17 protein-coding genes are annotated in these 20,291 nt (G+C 42.1%); 2 read left to right on the top strand and 15 right to left on the bottom strand.

The genetic code is table 11. From position 1 onward, the window contains the following. Nucleotides 1–287 precede the first annotated feature (287 nt). The 13 genes from ACY8D0_RS26115 to ACY8D0_RS26055 form a co-directional block, all read right to left on the bottom strand. Nucleotides 288–1,271 (bottom strand): proline dehydrogenase family protein, encoded by a 984-nt coding sequence (locus ACY8D0_RS26115; protein WP_462413379.1) that lies wholly within the window; start codon nucleotides 1,269–1,271, stop codon nucleotides 288–290. A gap of 160 nt (nucleotides 1,272–1,431) precedes the next feature. Further along, on the bottom strand, nucleotides 1,432–2,139 hold the full coding sequence (gene chbG, locus ACY8D0_RS26110) for a chitin disaccharide deacetylase (RefSeq protein WP_462413378.1): 708 nt from the start codon (nucleotides 2,137–2,139) through the stop codon (nucleotides 1,432–1,434). A 34-nt stretch (nucleotides 2,140–2,173) separates the two neighbouring features. Then, nucleotides 2,174–3,517 carry a 6-phospho-beta-glucosidase gene (locus ACY8D0_RS26105; protein WP_462413619.1) on the bottom strand — a complete coding sequence of 448 codons (1,344 nt, stop codon included), beginning with the start codon at nucleotides 3,515–3,517 and terminating at the stop codon, nucleotides 2,174–2,176. After that, entirely contained in the window at nucleotides 3,513–3,836 is a 324-nt protein-coding gene (locus tag ACY8D0_RS26100) for a PTS sugar transporter subunit IIA (protein ID WP_462413377.1), read from the bottom strand. Before ACY8D0_RS26100 ends, ACY8D0_RS26105 begins: the two co-directional genes overlap by 5 nt. A gap of 63 nt (nucleotides 3,837–3,899) precedes the next feature. Beyond that, nucleotides 3,900–5,216 (bottom strand): PTS cellobiose transporter subunit IIC, encoded by a 1,317-nt coding sequence (celB, locus tag ACY8D0_RS26095; RefSeq protein WP_462413376.1) that lies wholly within the window; start codon nucleotides 5,214–5,216, stop codon nucleotides 3,900–3,902. 22 nt (nucleotides 5,217–5,238) lie between these two features. After that, the gene (locus tag ACY8D0_RS26090) at nucleotides 5,239–5,544 is read right to left on the bottom strand and encodes a PTS sugar transporter subunit IIB (protein WP_462413375.1); all 306 of its coding nucleotides are present in this window, start codon (nucleotides 5,542–5,544) and stop codon (nucleotides 5,239–5,241) included. A gap of 171 nt (nucleotides 5,545–5,715) precedes the next feature. Next, nucleotides 5,716–8,208: a sensor domain-containing protein gene (locus tag ACY8D0_RS26085; protein ID WP_462413374.1), complete on the bottom strand. Its 2,493-nt coding sequence runs from the start codon at nucleotides 8,206–8,208 to the stop codon at nucleotides 5,716–5,718. A gap of 152 nt (nucleotides 8,209–8,360) precedes the next feature. Then, nucleotides 8,361–9,902, bottom strand: a complete 1,542-nt coding sequence (locus ACY8D0_RS26080) for a DHA2 family efflux MFS transporter permease subunit (RefSeq protein WP_462413373.1) — start codon at nucleotides 9,900–9,902, stop codon at nucleotides 8,361–8,363. A 273-nt stretch (nucleotides 9,903–10,175) separates the two neighbouring features. Then, the gene (locus ACY8D0_RS26075) at nucleotides 10,176–12,140 is read right to left on the bottom strand and encodes a TRAP transporter permease (protein ID WP_462413372.1); all 1,965 of its coding nucleotides are present in this window, start codon (nucleotides 12,138–12,140) and stop codon (nucleotides 10,176–10,178) included. Beyond that, nucleotides 12,127–12,651, bottom strand: a complete 525-nt coding sequence (locus tag ACY8D0_RS26070) for a DUF1850 domain-containing protein (protein ID WP_462413371.1) — start codon at nucleotides 12,649–12,651, stop codon at nucleotides 12,127–12,129. Before ACY8D0_RS26070 ends, ACY8D0_RS26075 begins: the two co-directional genes overlap by 14 nt. 167 nt (nucleotides 12,652–12,818) lie before the next feature. After that, on the bottom strand, nucleotides 12,819–13,835 hold the full coding sequence (locus ACY8D0_RS26065; protein ID WP_462413370.1) for a TAXI family TRAP transporter solute-binding subunit: 1,017 nt from the start codon (nucleotides 13,833–13,835) through the stop codon (nucleotides 12,819–12,821). 116 nt (nucleotides 13,836–13,951) lie between these two features. After that, nucleotides 13,952–14,632: an NUDIX hydrolase gene (locus tag ACY8D0_RS26060; protein WP_462413369.1), complete on the bottom strand. Its 681-nt coding sequence runs from the start codon at nucleotides 14,630–14,632 to the stop codon at nucleotides 13,952–13,954. Between the two features lie 170 nt (nucleotides 14,633–14,802). Next, entirely contained in the window at nucleotides 14,803–15,993 is a 1,191-nt protein-coding gene (locus ACY8D0_RS26055; protein WP_462413368.1) for an aminotransferase-like domain-containing protein, read from the bottom strand. Between the two features lie 255 nt (nucleotides 15,994–16,248). Here ACY8D0_RS26055 and ACY8D0_RS26050 point away from each other — a divergent pair, with 255 nt between their 5' ends. Further along, a complete protein-coding gene (locus ACY8D0_RS26050) occupies nucleotides 16,249–16,659 on the top strand; it encodes a hypothetical protein (protein ID WP_462413367.1) in 411 nt (136 codons plus the stop codon). A 92-nt stretch (nucleotides 16,660–16,751) separates the two neighbouring features. Beyond that, entirely contained in the window at nucleotides 16,752–17,642 is an 891-nt protein-coding gene (locus ACY8D0_RS26045) for a DMT family transporter (protein ID WP_462413366.1), read from the top strand. A gap of 54 nt (nucleotides 17,643–17,696) precedes the next feature. Here ACY8D0_RS26045 and ACY8D0_RS26040 read toward each other — a convergent pair whose 3' ends face one another. Continuing rightward, complete coding sequence (locus tag ACY8D0_RS26040) at nucleotides 17,697–18,461, bottom strand: NAD-dependent protein deacylase (protein ID WP_462413365.1); 765 nt, start codon at nucleotides 18,459–18,461, stop codon at nucleotides 17,697–17,699. Between the two features lie 102 nt (nucleotides 18,462–18,563). Continuing rightward, nucleotides 18,564–20,279, bottom strand: coding sequence for an assimilatory sulfite reductase (NADPH) hemoprotein subunit (cysI, locus tag ACY8D0_RS26035; RefSeq protein WP_462413364.1), 1,716 nt, complete (start codon nucleotides 20,277–20,279; stop codon nucleotides 18,564–18,566). Between the last annotated feature and the right edge of the window lie 12 nt (nucleotides 20,280–20,291).

The raw sequence follows: 20,291 nt of genomic DNA, 5'->3' as shown, positions 1-20,291 counted from the left end.
AGTTTTCTCATCTGTTGTAGCTGCATTGTATGCCCCTAAAAACAATGGACTGTTAATCTCTAAGGCAAGCAAGATACCCATTAACCTCTTCATGAGACCGCCACCTTTATGACAAGATCTTTACTAAACAATTACATATTATAATATTTATCGACTTGGTTTTTAACTAGCATAATAAGGTATAAACCATAAAAATATACCTATTTGGCAACCAAAGTTTGAAATCTATTATTTCTACAAAAAACTCCCATCCATAATAGACGGGAGTTTACCTCGATAACGGAATATCATTTTCGTTTTTTCTTATCTGCCTTGGTCATTCTCCCTAAAATAAATGCACCAGCCGCTACGCCAAGCACCGTGTTTGTTTTTTTATTAAACACTTGTTTTGCGACCAGATTTAAATTTTGGGGCCGTTCCGCCAAGCGGCGCATAAAGTAGCCATACCAATCGCTGCCAAATGGAACATACGTGCAGAATTGATAGCCTTCCTTGGCAAGCTTGAACTGTAATTCTTTTCGGAATCCATATAGCATTTGAAATTCAAATTTATTGTTTGGGATTTGATGTTTCTTAACAAATTGTTTCACATGATCGATGATTCGGTGATCATGGGTGGCAATTGAGGTAAAATTTCCATGTAACAAATGCCATTCTATTAGTTTAATATAGTTGGCATCAATCGCTTTTTTAACCTGGTATGCCACATCCTCTGATTCCTTATAGGCCCCCTTTACAATCCGGATGCGATTAAATTGATATTTCTCCAGATAGTCGAGCGCATTATGTAAATAGGCTTGGATGACCGTTCCAACATTATTAAATTCCTTGGATAATTCATCCATCAGATCAAACGTAGGCTGCAGATGCTTGGAGTCTTCCATATCAATATTGACGAACATATCATATTGGTTTGCGTGCGCGACAATTTCCCTCACATTGGATAAGCAAAGAATATAATCAATATCCATTCCTAATTGAGTGGGTTTGATGGAAATATGGGCATCGACATTATGTTCATGAATCGCCTCTATCGTTTCGAGGATTTGATTCTTGGCAGCCTTAGCTTCTTCTTCTTTAAACACAAATTCCCCTAAATGATCTACCGTGCAAGAAATTCCTTGTTCGTTCAGCTCTTTAATGCTGCGTAATGCCTCATCCAGATTGGTGCCAGCGACCACACTTTGCGCTCCCAATCTTAGTCCGTACTTTTTTGCTGCCCTGTTTAAAAGTGGATTCTGCGATAAGCCAATAAAGATATCTTTTAACATCAGAAAGACCCCTTAGATAATAGATATATAGTAAATTATAACATAAAGGTTTCAATATTTATTGTTTTGGGAATATTCAACGAAGTATGAGGCTATTACCGCAAACCAGGCTGTCCTATCACCTTAAGGCAGCCTGGTCCTTTAGTAGCCACAGCATACATTACTGTAATTTCACATGTCTTGGAAGTTTTGTTGTGGTTAATACCGCAATCTCTTTCATTCGCTCTTTATTATAGGATGAACCGGTCAATAACCGATAATCCAAATAGCCTGGATGACACATGACTTCCACTGATTGGTTATCCTCCACGCGTGAAATCAGTTTTTCAAAATAATCCCAGTCAACCCCGTCACCATAAAAATCATGGAAGAAGACGTCGGTAAAGGCAGGTACCCCTTCTAGTGCATCCTTTCCAACCCGTCTTGCGCTTAATTGATATTTGGCTGATAGCCGTTGAACAACGGGTAAGAATTCTGGGATGGCATGAACATGGTGGTGGCTGTCAAAATGGGTGGGAACTAACCCGGAGGCTAAAAACTTCTCAATTTGTGCTGTCCATTCCCGCTCGATATCGATAAGGGATAGCCGACCGGTATCCTTTATATCCCTCAGTTTTTTAAAGTTTCCATCTTGATCCGTTAAAGACGGGACATCCTCCAACAATGGCCTGCCACATGTTAAAACAAGATGTATCCCCAAACAGAGAGTTGGAGTTTGTTTCGCCAATTCTATTGCATGGGCTGCGTCGGGCATGTTCATCATCATGGTTGTCGAATTCACTATTCCGTTCTTATGCGCATCGATAATCCCATAATTGATCCCTCTTGAATAGCCAAAGTCGTCCGCATTTACAATTAATGTAATCACCTTGACCTTCCTTTCGCCAATATGTTTTTACTGTTTAACTGGCACCTTTATGATTCCTAAAGAAGTTCGGCAAATAGTTTTTGTGTGCTTCAAGCATCTCATCGACAATCTGCTTCGCGAGCGTGTCAGAGGCAACTAAAGGATTAATGGTCAGTGCCAAGATAGCCAAATTGTAATCCCCTGTAACAGCAGCCTCTGCCGCAACCCGTTCAAATGATTTGATCTGTTGAACAAGACCGCGGACGGCCACTGGAAGGTCCCCCATCACGAGTGGCTTTGGCCCTTCTTTTGTAATGATGCAGCTTACTTCCACTGCTGAATCATTCGGAATGCTGGCAATCGCCCCATTGTTCATGGTATTAACCGGTTGGATATCGCATTTATCATTATAAATGGAAGTAATTAACCGGACGGCCGCATCACTATAATAGGCTCCGCCCCGCTTCTCCAACTGTGGCGGTTTAATGGCGAGGTTCGGGTCTTTGTATAGGTCAAATAATTCTTTTTCCAGTTTTTGAACGACCTCGGCACGGGTTCCTGCTGTTTTGGCGTTTTCTATTTCCTTTTGGACCATATGGGAGCTTTTATAATAATATTGATGATACGGGCAAGGGAGTAACCCCAGTGCACGAATAAATTCTGGTTCCCAGCCAATTCCTTGTATATTTTTAACGAAACTGGAGTTCTCCGGGGTGGTTAGGAATTCAATGACCTTATTTCTTACGCTAACCCCATCAAGATACACATCAAGACCATATACCATATGATTTAATCCAGCAAAGTCAATGCGGACCCGAGAATGATCGACCTTCAATAGCTTGGCCATCCCCATTTCCATACCTATTGGCACGTTGCACAAACCCACCACTTTTCGGAAATTGCTATAACGGAGGACGGCTTCGGTCACCATTCCAGCCGGGTTTGTAAAATTCACCAGCCATGCATTTGGGCAGAGCTCTTGCATATCTTTTACGATATCCAAAATGACTGGGATGGTTCGCAGTCCTTTAAACAATCCCCCTGGCCCATTGGTTTCCTGACCCAGCACCCCATATTTTAACGGAATCCGTTCATCCTTGGCACGGGCATCCAGTAACCCGACGCGAAATTGGGTAGTGACAAAATCTGCTTCTTTCATCGCTAATCTCCGGTCTAAAGTTAAGTGAACTTCAGTTGGAAGTCCTGCTTTTTTAAACATGCGCTTAGCTAGATTTCCGACAATTTCAAGCTTGTGTTTCCCTTCCTCTATATCCACCAGCCATAGTTCTTGTATGGGGAATTCATCATATCTTTTAATGAAACCTTCAACGAGCTCAGGTGTATAACTGGAACCTCCTCCAATGGTTACAACTTTAACCACTTTTCCCCCTCCTTTAATGACTGGAATGCAGCTCTTGACGAAGCTCCACCAGTTCTTTGGCCAAATCGGTTAAGGTCATGGCCGTCATTAAATGATCCTGCGCATGGACAAGGATAATTGGTATTTCCAATGTATCCCCTGAAGCTTCCGCTTGGATTAATTGTGTTTGAAATCGATGGGCGGAACCTAATTCCGTTTCGGCTTCCGCAAGTTTTTCAAACGCTGTGGTAAAATCTTTTTCTTTGGCGGAAAAAATGGCCTCCATTGCTAAACTTCTTGCATTGCCGCCATGTAAAATTAACTGGAAGGAAAGATTGTATAGTTCTTCCTTGGTCATCTTATTTCTCCTTTCTTACAAAGCCAAGAGCCTGCCGTCCGGCAAGCTCTTGTATTCTTTTAGTTAATTTCCGGCGTCTTGTTCCATTTTCAGGTTTTGTTTATCCCACATCCTGAAGAATGGATAGTAGATGGCAAAGGCGACCACTAAGTTAATTAACTGCATCAGCGCGCCGCGAATATTTCCTCCGGTTGCCAAATACCCTCCTATTATTGGCGGAGTCGTCCAAGGGACAGCGACACCCGCTGTTTTTGGTGCAAAGCCGGTACTCATGCCGATATAGGTCGTCAATACCAGAACCAGCGGCGTTAATATAAATGGAATAATCAGTAAAGGGTTCATAACAATTGGAGCACCGAATGTAATCGGTTCATTAATATTGAATATGCCTGGACCGATGGCCAGCCGGCCAAGCTGCTTGGACTGTTGGCTTTTTGCCATAAACAGCATCATAAGGGCAAAGGAAATGGTCGCACCGGATCCGCCTAAATAGATAAAAATATCGAAGAATTGCTGAGTCACTACGTTAGGAAGATTATGTCCCGCCTGCAACGCTATGCGGTTGGCATCTGTCTGGGCTAGCCAAATCGGCCCCATGACGCCTCCAACAATACTGGCACCATGCAGTCCGGTTGACCATAACAACTGAACTAAGAAAACGGCTATGAGCGCTCCGATTAATGACCCGCCTAAGGCGCTTAATGGTTCTTGGAGGAGTTTTCCGACCACATTGTGGAGACTCTCGAAGGAGGTATTTTCAATCAACAGCCTCAACAGCCAAACGACAAGGATGACTAAAAAAGCTGGAAACAAAGCCACAAACGATTTACTGACACTTGGGGGGACGCCATCGGGCATCTTAATGACAATATTTTTTTGGATGATAATACGGTAAATTTCCGTCGATAAAATGGCAATGATCATCGCAACGAATAACCCCTTACTTCCTAGATAGGCCATAGGAAGAACGCCGGTTACTTGAATGGCCTCCTTAGCTCCTTCAGGAGTAAACATCGTGAAATAGGGTGTGGCTAGAATAAAAGCAGCAACCGAAATGGCCCCGGCATTTAACGCATCCACTTTATAATGTTCCGCCAGCCGATAGGCAATCCCAAATCCTGCAATCAGAGCCATAATGTCAAATGAGGCACTAACTGGGTACAGGAGTTTCGTTGACCATTGGTCCCCGAATGTCCGCGCCATGAATTCAGGATAGCCGTCAATGGGGATAAACCCTAAAATCAGGAAAATAGAGCCGATAATAATTAACGGCATAGTCAGGATAATTCCGTCACGCAATGCTTGTAAATGTTTTTGACCGGCAATCCGGGCGGCAACTGGCATGACCTTCTCTTCCAGTATTTCATTAAATTTGCTCATTATGATTCACTCCTCTGTGAATTTATGAACCAATTAAACTCCTTGCGTATTTTAATACTTCTTCCCCATTGCACCTTCCATAATGAACAGGATTGATCGCATCCACCGGAATCCCCTTTTCCTGGCCTTTTTTCTTAAGCTGCGGAAGCAAATAACGAACCTGTGGACCTATGAGCAGCACATCTGCCTGTTCAAGATGCCGGTTGACTTCGCTTGCACTCACTGCCCAGATTTTTGCCTGCAAACCCTCCGCCTTAGCGGCTGCTTCCATCTTTGTGACTAATAGACTGGTAGACATACCAGCCGCACAGCACAATAAAATGTTCATGATCATCCTCCTTTGGTATGCAATCGCTTTCAAAACTCAATACCCGTCGATTCATGGTGTCTAAGAATTAATAAACTATATTCAGTACTGTTCCATAATAGGACTCTTGTCATAAACAATAATTTACTATTATAAATCCAAAAAGCCCTCCTATTTAAGGAGGGCTTTCAGTTAAATTCCTGTTTTTAGCAATGTTTCAAATTCTGCAACTGAAGAAGGTCTGGCAAATAAATATCCTTGAATCTGCCGGCAATTTTGTTCCCTTAAAAACTTCAATTCCTCCAGGGTTTCAACCCCTTCAGCAATGACATCCGTTTTTAGCAGGTGGGCAAGTTGGATCATAGCTGCGGTAATCCCGGCATTTTCCGACTGGCAAGATATATTATGGATAAAGGAGCGATCAATTTTAAAACCATCCAATTTAAACGACTTTAAATAAGAGAAGGACGAATACCCCGTGCCAAAATCATCAATATAAATTTTAATGCCTAGTTGTTTCAATTCATGTATCGTTTTTATCACATCAGCTTCATTTTTCATCAGGGAGTTTTCCGTTATTTCAATTTCTAGTAAGCTTCCATCTAAATTGAATTCGTTTAACACTTTCTTAAAATCAACGGCAAAATCCTTTTGAATGAAATGCTGCGGACTAATATTTATACTGATCGGCACTACCGAAACACCAGAATGTTTCCAGGTGACAAGTTGTTCACAAACTTTGCGCGTGATCCATTTTCCAATTGGAATAATTAAACCGGTTTCCTCCGCAAGAGGAATAAACTCAGCTGGGGATATTAATCCATATTTAGGATGATTCCAACGAATCAGTGCTTCCGCACTGATAATTTTTTTGGTATCCACATCGACCCGCGGCTGCAGGTGAACAAGAAACTCATTGTTGATTAACGCTTTTCGTAAATCCCGTTCAAGAAAAAAGGATTGATAGCTCATCGTGTTCATGGAGGAAAAATATAATTGGCAATTGTTCCGGCCGTGGTCTTTAGCTTTATAAAGCGCAATGTCTGCATGCTTCATTAAATCGGTTACAGTTTCGCCATCATTCGGATAAATACTGATTCCAATGCTCGCAGTTACATAAAGCTCGTAATCATGGATCAAAAACGGTTGTGTTAACCAAGTTAGAAAATTCTGGGCAATGGTAACCGAATCCTCCGGCCGCTCAATCACGGGACAGAGCACCATGAATTCATCCCCACCCATACGTGCGATGCGCTTCTCATCCCCTATATGTGTCATGAGCCGTAACGCCAACTGTTCCAGAAGCTTGTCGCCGATTAAGTGGCCCAATGTGTCATTAATGTTTTTGAAGCGATCAAGGTCGATATACATGACCGCTAGTTGATGCTGATTTATTTTAGCGAATTGAATGGACTGGTTCAAGGCTTCTTCAAATCCCCGCCGATTTGGGAGCTTCGTTAATTCATCGTGACGGGCCAAATAGGCATTCAATTCCTGGACTCGCTTCTTTTCAGTGATATCCTTCCCAATGCAATAAATTCCCGTTATTTGCTGGTCGATAATAATTGGCAGATAGGTAAGATTCATATGAATTTTGTGGCCATTCTTATGATAAACAGTAATGTCAAAATTCTGCGGTTCACCGTTCAAGCCTCTTTTGAAACAATTCACCGCTCTTCCACGGTATTCTTTCACTATCAGGCTGCGAATCGTTAATTTTTGCACACTGTCCAGTGAGTATCCCAATATTCTTTCGGTTGCCGGGTTCATATTCACAATTTTACCCGTGTGGTCATACGTAAAAACCGCATCCTGGCTATGCTGGAACAGTGACTGGTAAAGGAGTTCATTTTCCCGGAGCTGCTTTTGCGCACTTCTCAATTCAGTCACATCATGCAAGTACCCCAAAAGCTCAGTGACCTTGCCGTTTTGTTTAATTGGAATAACATCCACATATAGGAGTCTTCCTCCCAATTCGACCTCATAATTAACCCGGCATCCCTTACTGAATGCTTTTTTATAGTTTAATAGCTTCAATTGAGATATTTCTTTAGGAAAAATTTCATCAGGGGTTTTGTATTTGTGCCTCTCCGTTGTAAATCCGAGCTCGCGTAACAATTTACCTTCTGCCATGGTATAAAGGATGTTTCCATAAGCATCCTGCTTCAACCTAAATATGCCATTCTCGAAATTCCTGACCGTCTGGTTGAACTCATCCTTCAACGCGTTCTGAAGGGAACTTTCCATCTGTTTATGTTCTGTTATATCGACTCGGATTGAAATATAACGGGACGGTATTCCTGTATCCGAAAGGATTGGGACAATTGTCGTGTGTACCCAATAGAGGCTGCTGTCCTTGGCCCGATTGCATATTTCCCCGCGCCAGACCTTACCATTGCCAATGGTTCTCCACATTTCCTTAAAGAACTCTTTTGGATGGTAACCAGAATTGAGTATCCGGTGATTTCGACCAATCAATTCCTCTTTGCTATATTTAGAGATATCACAGAATCTTTTATTGACAACTTGAATCGTGCCTTTTTGGTCGGTTATGGCAATAATCGATGATTCGTCCAGGGCATACTTCAAATCTGCCAGTTCTTTATGAAGACTAATGAAATCTCGAATATCATCCATTTGTTCCTCGCCAAAATGCGCATCGGAATTTTTGTTAAATTTTGTCATTTGTGAGCTCCTTAATACTTCTATAATAAATTGAACTCAACAAGAAAAATATTTCATTGTTTTTGTCTATATTTGTAATATATCGGCAGTTCCTTCAGTCTGTCAATCATAACACAAAAAGCCCCGTTAACCAGGGCTTTTTGTACATAATATTAGTTTTTGGCCAACTTAGGGACGATCTTTTGTTTAGCCGGTTTCGTAGGTGCTCCGCCGACCGTGTCTTCTGCAGGTTTTGCTCGTTTAATGAATAAGGCTAAAACAAACGCCACAGCCGCTATTGCTGTTGCCACCACGAAAGCAAAATTAATTCCATCCAGCATGGCCTGTGCGGCAATTTGCTGTTTCATTTGCGCGATAGCCTCTGGTGTTGGCTGACCACCGGTAAAATGTTTCATTGCCTCTTCTCCAAGCTTTTGACCTTGGGATTCAGCACGGTTGGTCATAATCGTAACTAAAAGGGCTGTCCCAATAGCGCCGGCCACTTGGTTGAGCGTATTATTCATAGCGGTACCATGTGGATACAAACGTCTCGGCAATTGGTTTAATCCATTCGTGGATACAGGCATCATAACCATGGACATTCCAAACGAACGAATCGAGTAGATCAGAATTAAATGGGTATAAGTTGTTTCCAGCGTTAATTTACTAAACATATAGGTTGTCACAACGATAATGGCCAAACCGGTAACGGCTAAGATTCTTCCGCCAATCTTATCGAATAATTTTCCGTTAACCGGAGACATCGCAGCCATTATGAGAGCACCAGGAAGAAGTAATAATCCTGCATCCATCGGCGATATGCCTCTTAAGTTTTGTGTATAAATGGGCAGCAGAATCATTCCGGCAAATAGAGACATGTTGACAACCATTGTAATCGCTGAAGATAAAGCAAACATTGGATATTTGTATACTCTAAAATTCAACATTGGATCGTCTTTTCTCAATTGAGTTAAGATAAAGACGGCCAAGGACACAACCCCAATGATGATGGACCCATAAACTTGAGGGTTATCCCATCCTTTATTGCTGGCCGTACTGAAACCATAAAGGATTCCACCAAAACCTATGCTTGACAGCAATAACGATAGAAAATCGAGATGCATATTAAGTTTTTCTTTTTTATCTTTTAATAAGAAGAAACCAATTAGTAGCACGACAATGGCGATTGGTGTGACAAAGTGGAAGAGCATGCGCCAGTCGTAATGTTCCACAATCCAGCCTGATAAGGTAGGTCCAATTGCCGGTGCAAACATTAGGATCAGTCCAAACACTCCCATAGCGGCTCCTCTTTTTTCAACCGGGAAGCTGACTAACATAACATTCATTAACAGTGGCATTAGGATTGCTGAACCAGATGCCTGTAACATACGGCCAGCCAATAGAACGCCAAACACGGTAGCGGTTCCTGCCACGATGGTTCCGATAGTAAATAAACACATGGCAGCCAAGAACAGATGACGAACCGAATATTTGCGAATCAAGAATGCTGTGGTCGGAATTAAAATTCCATTGACCAGCATAAACCCAGTGGTCAGCCACTGGACAGTAGATGCTTCAATTTTTAGGTCTTTCATAATGGAAGGTAAAGCGATGTTTAATAACGTATTGTTTAAAAATGCTATAAATGCGCCAATCATTAGAATCGCAATAATGCCATATGGCGGTCGATGATTGGTGTTTACGGTTTGATCCATATTTTTTCCCCCTGTGATGATAGTTCGTATATTTATAATCATTTACCAACAGCAATAGACAATATGATATACTATCGGTTCAATTATTGCAATAAATAAATCCCTGTATGTAAAGGCTTTCAATACCAAAATATAAAATTATAAGAATAATTTGTACTAATAGTTCAAATTTTTGAATCTGCCCCCCAATTGATAGTAGTTTTCTACCCAAGATGGTTTATTAACCACATTATTTAGTTTTAAACCTCAAAAAAAGCCCCGCATTATACGGGACTAACTGGAAATTTCTTGTTTAGCAGCTGTAGTGTTCTTTTTATAGATGTATTGAAAAGCCAGTAACGCACAGAACGTAGCCAGGCCGACTATATCTGAAATTTTTTCTGGATAAATTAACGCCAATCCAGAAGCAAAGGCAAGGATCCTTTCATACCAAGCCAATTTACGCATCCAGAATCCGATGACAGCCGCACTAATGGCAATCATTCCAATAAATGCTGTAAAGCACACCCATATTAAATAGGTCCAGGTAGTATCAATCATCAGCAATTCTGGGGAAAGTACAAACATGTACGGGATGATAAAGGCGGAAATCGCCAGTTTCGACGACTCCACGCCCGTCCGAAACGGTTCCCCTCCCGAAATGGCGGCAGCAGCCATGGCAGCCAAGGCAACTGGAGGAGTAATGTCGGCTATAATTCCAAAATAAAACACGAATAGGTGTGCCGATAGGTCAGGAACTCCCAAGAGAATGATCGCTGGTGCCGCTATCGTTGATGTAATAACATAATTGGCAGTGGTAGGAGATCCCATACCTAGGATTAAAGAGGCGACCATGGTTAAGAATAATGTTGGAAGCAACATTCCTCCCGATAAATCCAATAACCCGTTTGCCATTTTCAGACCCAGACCGGTCTTGGTCACGACCCCTACGATGATACCGGCTGCAGCCGTTGCTGCCGCAACACCCAAGGCTGAGCGGGCACCATCTGCGAGTGCGTCAATAATGCCTTTAAAGCCAACACGAGTCTCTTTTTTTATCGCACTGACCACGACAGTAATCACAATGGACCAAAGGGCAGCCCGGATGACACTCATACCGGACATCATTAAAAAAATGATGGCAATGATTGGTATTAATAAATAGAGTTTACTCAATACCACTTTCAAACTCGGCATTTCTTCTTTTGTTAATCCACGGAGACCAATTCTCTTAGCCTCGAAATGGGTCATAATCCAGATTCCGGTAAAATACAATATCGCCGGTATGGCAGCAGCTTTGGCGATATCCCAATAGCTGATTCCTCCACCTATGAATTCAACCATTAGAAATGCTGCCGCGCCCATGATTGGCGGCATGATTTGACCGCCCGTGGACGATGCAGCTTCTACCGCACCGGCAAACTCCTTTTTATAGCCGAGATTTTTCATCATTGGGATGGTAAAGGCACCCGAGGTAACGACGTTGGCAACAGAACTGCCGCTGATTGTCCCCTGCAAGGCGCTAGAGAAAACGGCAACTTTTGCTGGCCCCCCCACACTTCGGCCGGCAACGGCAATCGATAAATCATTGAAGTATTCACCGACCCCTGTTTTAATCAAAAACGATCCAAATAATAAGAATAAGAAAATAAAGGTCGAAGATACGCCTAGTGGTGTGCCCAATATTCCTTCTGTGGTGAAAAACATCGTTTGCACCAGCCGGTCGAGGCTAACTCCGCGGTGGGCAATAAACCCTGGCATATACGGACCGTATAAGGCATACAGCATAAACACGACTGCAATGATGGCAATCGGCAGACCGACAGCCCTGCGGGTAGCCTCTAATACAAGTAGAATGGCCGCTAAGCCCACATAGAAATCCACCCCTGCTAAATTACCGGCACGCAAAACCAAATCGTCAATCATGACAGGCCAATAGGCTCCGACAATAACCGATAGAGCCGCCAAAATCAAATCGTACCATGCGACTTTATGTTTTTTTCCAATGTTTTTTTTGCTCGCAGGAAAAAGTAAAAAAATCAGAGCAAGGGCAAAACCTAAATGAACGGACCGCTGCAGCTGAGCAGTGAGCATTCCGAAAATTCCGGTATAAACATGAAATAATGAAAATGCTACAAGCCCAATGAAAACCACCCATTTGATAATCCCGGTTAGTTTCCTTGTTCCCGCCTCCGGATCATATTTTTCCAATAGCTCCTGTTGTTTCTCCTCAGAAAGTGCCTCCTCAAAATGATTCAAGGATATTCACTCCTTTCCATTGCTGTAATAAATTCAATTTTCTGATTTCTACCTTAACAGAGGTACCTGGCCTAATCGATTTTGATAGTTGATATTCCTTGTTTTGAAAAATCACCCGATGATTGGCCCGAACTTGGCCGATTCTTAAATAAAAGTACGGAAAAATCCGTTTCATATTTTTTATGTAATATTTCCCGTTCTTTTGTTCAAATGTTTCCCCCTCCTCTGCATTGGCTGGCATTCCGACTGCTGTCTCGGCGTACATCAGTTCATATTGCCTGATCCGCTTTTCAGGGAGTATCTTATAGCTTTCTACCACATCGGATAAATGAATGGAATGAGTGTATTTTATCTTGAAAGTTCCTTCACCTTTGACCGGAAGATAAGCAGTCTTCTGGGAAGCGTCCCTGGGCTGGAACACAACAGACAGCCTGTAAGGGTAAAATAAAAATAGGTTAATAAGTATTAACATGGTAATGAAAATTAAGAACAGGGACTTTGTTTTTTTCATGATTTCACCTGATACTGAATGAGGAGTTTAATAATCATGTTTTTGAGGAAATATCAGTAAAAAATTCCTAATAACCATAATCTTCCAATAGTAACTATTAGAAAATGAGACCGGCTATTATGAACAGCCGGTCCTCAAGCAATTAAGAAAAAACTACCCAAAACTGGTTATTTTGCTGCTTTTACCCCTTTTTCATCAAAGTACTTCTGTGCACCTGGATGAACATCAATGCCGACACCATTCAGTGCATTTTCTACCTTGATTAACTTTCCTTTTGCGTGAGTTACTTTATCCAGGTTTTCAAAAATAGCCTTAGTAACATCGTAAACTACCTTTTCGGAAAGGTCGCTTCTTGCCACGAGCATGGCCTGGACGGCAACAGTCGGCACGGCTTCCTTCAATTTATAAGTGTTTGCAGGGACTTCATCTTTTACATAATAAGGATACTTCTTAATAAGAGCATCGATTTTATCCTGTTCAATTGGAACAATCACGACATCTTCAGTTGCAGAAAGACTTTCTACCGCACCCGTTGGTGTGCCGGCTGTGACAAATGCCGCGTCAATGGTGCCGTCTTGAATCCCCTGTGTAGATTCATCAAAGGACAGGTCCTGCTTCTTAATGTCATCAAACTTCATGCCGTGTATTTCCAAAATCTGTTCAGCGTTAGCCACCGTGCCGGACCCTGGCGCGCCGACTGATACCTTTTTACCTTTTAAATCTTCTACAGATTTGATTCCTGATTTTTTAGTAGTAACGATTTGAATCGTCTCCGGGTAAAGAGTGGCAATGGCCTTAATATTATCGACTGTATTGTCTTTAAACATTAATTTGCCCTCGGTCGCATAGGAGGCAATATCAGTTTGCGAGAAAGCAATCTCAGCCTCCCCGTTTTTAAGTGTGGTCATATTTTCAGCAGAGGCGCCTGTTGTTTCGGCATTGGCATCAATGCCAGTTTCATCTTTAATGATTTTAGCGAAAGAACCACCTAATGGATAATATGTACCACCAGTTCCACCGGTTAAAATGCTCATAAATTTTGGAGTTTCTTCTGCTGCTTTTTCTCCTCCTTTGTCCCCGGAACCTTCAGAACCTCCGCTTGTGTCTTTACTGCCGCACGCAGCCAGAATCATAGACAAAGCTAATAGAAAAACCAACGAAAGCAAAAACCTTTTCTTTTTCAACTAAGAATTCCCCCTTGTTTGTGTATTTACCATTACTTGTATATTTTATAAAATTGTACAAATATTGTCAATTGTTGCAAGATTAGGATATTATGCCTATCTTTCACAAGTGGTTGTTACTTTTTAAAGGGTAACGTGTAATCATTTACGTTAAATTCCTGCATGAAAAGCGGTTCTCCTTTAAGAAAGTTGATTATGGTCTTCAGCGAATGCAGCGTTGGCGGCGCAAGTGATATCCTGCCAAACTGAAATTCAATCAAGGCATCTGCCGGCGACAGCCAAAAGGCTTCGCTGATTTCGTGGTTATCCGGTTTGGGGAGTTGGCCTTTGGGTAGCCGTGCCAGGAAGAATCGGGTATCAAAACGGATAGGGCTGGTTTCCGGAGTAATGATATGACCAAAATAAGTCAGGTTGCTGAAATCCAACACCAGTTGTTCAGCTTTTAATAAATCATAGAATGATACTTCCTGGTTTAATAATAGACGGCGGTATTGATCCTGTTTTTCTTCGTTCATAAAAACTGCAGAGCCATCCCTATCCGTACAGAGCAATATCCCGACTTCTTCAAATAATTCCCTTGCTGCTGCGATATAATGGGCATGCCGGAAAGAGTTGTCCAAACCGTTACCATTCAAGAAATCGGGATTATCGGTTTCATCTGATTGATCCACTGCGCCCCCAGGAAAAACAAAAAAGCCGCCCATAAATTTCATCGTCTCTGGTCGCTTCGTCAAATACACTCTGGAACTTTCATCGATTAGCACGACAGTTGATGCTGGTCTCGGAATTACTCTCATTAAAAACCCGCCTTTATAAAGTTTTTATTCAAAATTTCAGTTAATTATATTTATATATTCCTGCCTTACCTTTTATTTCCTTCTAAAAAAAGAAAAAAGGAAGTGAAGCCGTCATTCTTTAAAAAATGACGTACTTAACTTCCTTAGATGGTTTGTATTTCAAAACAATTTTACTTAACTTCTGCCGGATTGAGTAATACTTGAACGAGCCTGTCCATGCCGAGTTCAATCTTTTCCGGCGCGGAATGGCTAAAGTTTAGCCGGAATGTATTCAGTTTGGGTTCGTGCACGTAAAATGGAGCGCCAGGTACAAAAGCAACACCGTTATCAACAGCCTGGTGCAGCAGTTTTGTGGTGTCCAAGCCGTCTTTCCCCTTGACCCACATGAACATGCCACCCTTTGGCTCCTTAAAGGTAAACAAATCTGTCCCTAGTTTTGCCAAGTAATCCCTCATGATGGTCATTCTATGATAGTAAACACCACGAATATTTTCAATATGGCCATCGAGATTAAAGTCGCGTAATAAGTAATAAAGCGCTTGTTGGTCGATGCTGCTGGAATGCAGGTCGTTCATTTGCTTAGCTTTCGCCATCATCTGGATGACTTCGGCCGGGCCAGTCACCCACCCCGTCCTAAGGGCCGGCACCACTGATTTGGAGAAGGTACTCGTATATAAGACATGGCTCTGGTCATTGTCTAATGAAGCGATGGGCTTGATATCATCTTCTGCATGAAATTGAATATCACCATAAGGGTCATCTTCGAGGATCAATACATTGTATTCATCGCTTAACTGTAGCAAGGCTTCCCGTCTTTCATTGCTCCAGAGTTTCCCGTCAGGATTCGAAAAGGTTGGAATCACATAAACAAATTTGGGATGATGGAGTTCCATCTTGGCCTTTAGATCTTCAATATTCATCCCCGCGTCATCACTGTCGACCGCTACAACATGCGCCCCGTAGGACCTGAAAACCTGCAAGGCTGATAGATAGGTAGGATCTTCAGTCAGGACCACATCACCAGGTGCAAGCATGATTCTCGAAAATAAGTCAATGACTTGCTGTGAGCCGGTGGTCAGCAGGATGTTATCGGTGGTGGATGATATTCCTTTTTTCTGCATCCGTGATTGGATGGCTTCACGAAGAGGGATAAATCCTTCGGTTAACCCATATTGCAGGGAGGATTTTCCTGATGCAAATACTTTTTCGTACGCATTTTGTACGGCTTCCAATGGAAATATATCTTCTGCAGGCAATCCTCCTGCGAATGAAATAACATGCCCTTGCTGGGTTACTTTTAAAATTTCTCTCACTGCTGAAGATTCGTAGTTTGTGGTCTGGGGTGCAAATAGATAATTCAAGTTCGTCGCTTCCTTTTTTAAAAATTGTGAAATTTTTTTATATGTATTTTAGTATATTATAAATTCACATAAACGCAAGAATTTACTATCGAAATGTTTAGAAAAATCTGCACAATCATGTTAGTTAAGCGGAATACAACATAAAAGGACAAAAATCTGTTATCATGGAATTATATCATAATAATAAACATTACATTTTTCAATCCCTCCTCAAATAGAGATGGAGAAGAAACATAAATAGAAAGGGTGTCATATTTGAAGGAAGCAATCGAAACTATTTATATACTGGAAAATCCCGAAAAAAATATTGTAAGATTCGCAACCGATTATCAAGTTCGATATGAAGAAATTATTAAAGAGGTGTTTGGTGTGGCGTGCATCAGCGACCTCCATATGATGTTGAGGTTTAATAAAGGATTTCAAGAGAGCGTTTGTAAACGAAGTGGTGTTAAAGAAAAGAATATCTCGTTGGACTGCGTAATTCGTGTGGCGTCAAAAGAAGAATTGCTGCAGCTTAAAGAGCAGCTGTCTGAAACCAATCAATCCTTGGAAAATAACGGTCCTTCTATCCACTGTCCATTTGATTCTGTCATTCAATTGAGTGATGGGATATTTCAATGGGATGACCACCACTCTGCCTATATACCCTATTCACTGGGTGCCTAATATATAAAAAACGAGTCCTGAATGGTATGCGGCATTTTTTTAGCATCGACTTCGGGACTTTCTTTAAGTTACATACAGAAAGGAAATGAGTAATGAAAAAAGGAGTATCATTATTGATATTGGCAACCATCCTATGGGGTGGCAACTACATATGTGGAAGGATATTGGCACCGGCATTGCCCGCTACCTTGCTTAACACCATCCGCTGGGCAATCTCTACTGTCTTATTGTGGGGACTAATGAAGTTGAATAAAAAACATTTCCCTGTTTTCGCGAGGTGGAAGGAATTATTGATCCTTGGCTTTTTTGGGGTATTTGCCTTTTCCACATTAAATTATTTAGGATTGCGGTTTTTAAGCGCCTCATATGCAGGGATGATTTCGGCTGGAATTCCCATAGCGATTTTGTTTTTCTCGCCCATTATTTTAAAAGAAAGTATAGCCCTCAAATCATGGATTGGGGCGATTGTATCTATTGTCGGAGTTATTCTTTTGCTTCAAGGAAAACAAAGCGGGAATGCCCATGCTTCTCTTACCGGGATCATCGCCATTTTGCTTTCTTGTTTAGCATGGGGCATGTACACGGTGCTCGGAAAAAAATATGGCAAAATAATGGATCCTCTTACGATGACAGCTGGTGCTGCTTTTTACGGAACGATTCTCAGCGCGTTCAGTTGTATCGGGACCGTTCAACCGGAAATGATTCATATGACGGGGACTGCCTGGCTAGCGATAGTGTATGTGAGCACTTTGGCATCAGTCGTCGCTTTCTTTTCATGGTCAGCAGGTGTGGAAATCACCGGGGCTGCACTGGCAGCGCCATTTATCAACCTGCTTCCTGTATGGACTGTGGTATTCGGTGTTTTATTGTTGCATGAACGGGTTTCTTTGATAACACTTATCGGGGGAATGATTACCATATTTGGGGCGGTCTTAGCCACCTATCAGCCGGCAGGCAGCCGGCTGATAAAACAGCAACATTAAGTAAAAGTAAGTAAAGCAGTGTGATTTTTTGCGAAAAATCCACTGCTTTTTTCATTATTGGAGAGCCGCATCAATCCCAGCTAACGTTTGACCAATGGATTCATGAATGACAAACGTGCCGGATTTATAATCATAAGGGGTTTCCCCTTTATTAATTATCATCAAAGGGACTCCCTTCTGCCTGTACTGTGGAAACGTTGAAAACGGGGTTACCTGCAAGCTCGTGCCCAGCACTAATATACAATCAGCTCTTTCCACTTTATTTAAAATCACTTGAAATCCTTCTGGCGTAAACCATTTCCCCGCATCGCCGAATAAAACCACATCCGGTTTAATAAAATGATTCTGTTTCCGTTTTGCCTCGCAATCACAGACATAAAACTCTTCCAATGTATTCATGCGGCTGACCATTTCTTCTGTCGAGTAAATCTTTCCACAATTCATGCATGATGCTGTTTTCATCGTACCGTGAAACTCGATAACCTGCCTGTTTCCTGCTTTCTGATGCAGTCCATCAATGTTTTGCGTAATGATCTGTGAGACCTTCCCTTGCCTCTCCCAAGATGCAAGAATCTCATGGCCTTTATTGGGTTGTGCATCGGGATGATATAGGTTTTCAAGGGCAAATTGATAAAATTCTTCGGGGTGCTTGTAAAAGTAATCAATCGAAAGTATGTATTCCGGTGCTAATGAATAAATTCCCGTTCTCGAGCGAAAATCTTTTATTCCGGACTCGGTGCTGATTCCGGCTCCCGTGAGCACAACGATATTCGTCGAGTTTCGGATGATGTATGCACAAGTTTGGATGGTTGCCTCCATAAGGTCCACTCCCCTAGATTATGGTGTTGTTAACTCTATTGGTATTATATAAAAATGTTAATCATTTGAAAAATGAAAAAAGAGACAGGAGACCTGTCTCTTTTAATCATGGAAATTGGTTCCGTCTGTTGCAGCTTTGATAATGCCGGTACGGATGACATAGTCACCGAAGTGTTCGCCTTCATTACGCTCTTTGGCATAACGGGAGAACAGCATCCCAAGCTCACTTAATATCTCATCTTCACCAATATTTTCACGGTACATCTTATTTAAACGACTGCCATCGTGAGCTGCACCCAAGTATAGGTTATATTTGCCAACGGCCTTCCCTATTAACGCGATTTCCGCAAGGGCCGGACGGGCACAACCGTTTGGACACCCTGTCATCCGAATCGTGATTTCCTCATTTCGGAGACCACTTTCATCTACGAGCTCTTCCAATTTATCCATAAGCAAAGGGAGATAACGCTCACTTTCTGCAAATGCCAAACCGCATGTTGGAAGGGCCACGCATGCCATTGAGTTCCGGCGCAATGCCGTATGATAATTACCGTCTGTTAGACCGTACTGATCCATCAGTTCAGCAATTTTTTTCTTTTTCTGGCTTGAAACATTGGCAATAACCAAGTTTTGATTCGGTGTCAGCCTAAAATCACCTGTATGAATTTTTGCAATCTCACGTAAGCCGGTTTTTAGTTGATAATCCGTAAAGTCTGTTACACGGCCATTTTGAACAAACAGGGTGAAATGCCATTTTCCCCCTATTCCCTTAACCCAGCCATAACGATCGCCGTTATGATCAAAGTGATAAAGTTTTGCTTCTTCCAATTTCCAGCCAAGCCGGTTTTCCAGTTCTTCTTTGACGGTTTCCAATCCGAGACGATCCACCGTGTATTTGAACCTGGCGTTTTTCCGGACAGAACGGTTTCCATAATCACGTTGAATCGTGATTGTCTTTTCAGCCAATTCCACAATTTTATCCGGTGTGCAGAAACCGATCACCTTAGCAACCTGCGGGTAAGTGGCTTTATCGCCGTGCGTCATGCCCATTCCACCGCCAATCGCAACATTAAAACCTATTAACTTGCCATCTTCCACAATAGCGATCAATCCAAGGTCCTGCGAATAAACATCAATATCATTGGAAGGCGGGACGGCAATCCCAATCTTAAATTTACGAGGAAGGTAGGTTGGTCCGTATATTGGCTCCTCTTCCACATCTGGTGTGCCGGCTACTCTTTCTTCATCCAGCCAAACTTCATGATAGGCTCTAGTGCGAGGCAGTAAGTATTCACTTAAGTAGCTCGCCCATTCATAAACTTGTGCATGGACCTCCGATTGATACGGATTCGGATTGCACATGACGTTTCTGTTAACATCGCCGCAAGCGGCCAGTGTTGTTAGCAGTGTGTTATGGATTTGTTGAATCGTGTCTTTCATATTCCACTTTAAAATTCCATGAAACTGAAACGACTGGCGTGTAGTCAGTTTAATGGTGCCATTAGCATTTTTATCCGCAAGATCATCTAACACAAGCCATTGCTCTGGTGTCACCACACCGCCAGGGGCACGGACACGGAGCATAAATTGATAAGCAGGTTCAAGTTTTTGTTTTTGGCGCTCTGCCCGCAGGTCTCGGTCATCCTGCAGGTAACTCCCGTGATGTTTCATCAGGCGGTTGTCACTTTCCGGTATACCGGCACTAAGAGGTTCTTGCATCACTTCTTTCAATGTTCCACGAAGATAGTCGCTATTTACTTTTATTTCTTCAACATCACTTGGAGGGCCATCAGGCGCTTTAAGTATTTGGTTCACCATGTTGAAACTCCT

It is taken from the genome of Neobacillus camarae, from assembly GCF_054950115.1.
Note: the sequence above shows the minus strand (reverse complement) of the source record. Positions and strands in the feature narration are given on the sequence as shown.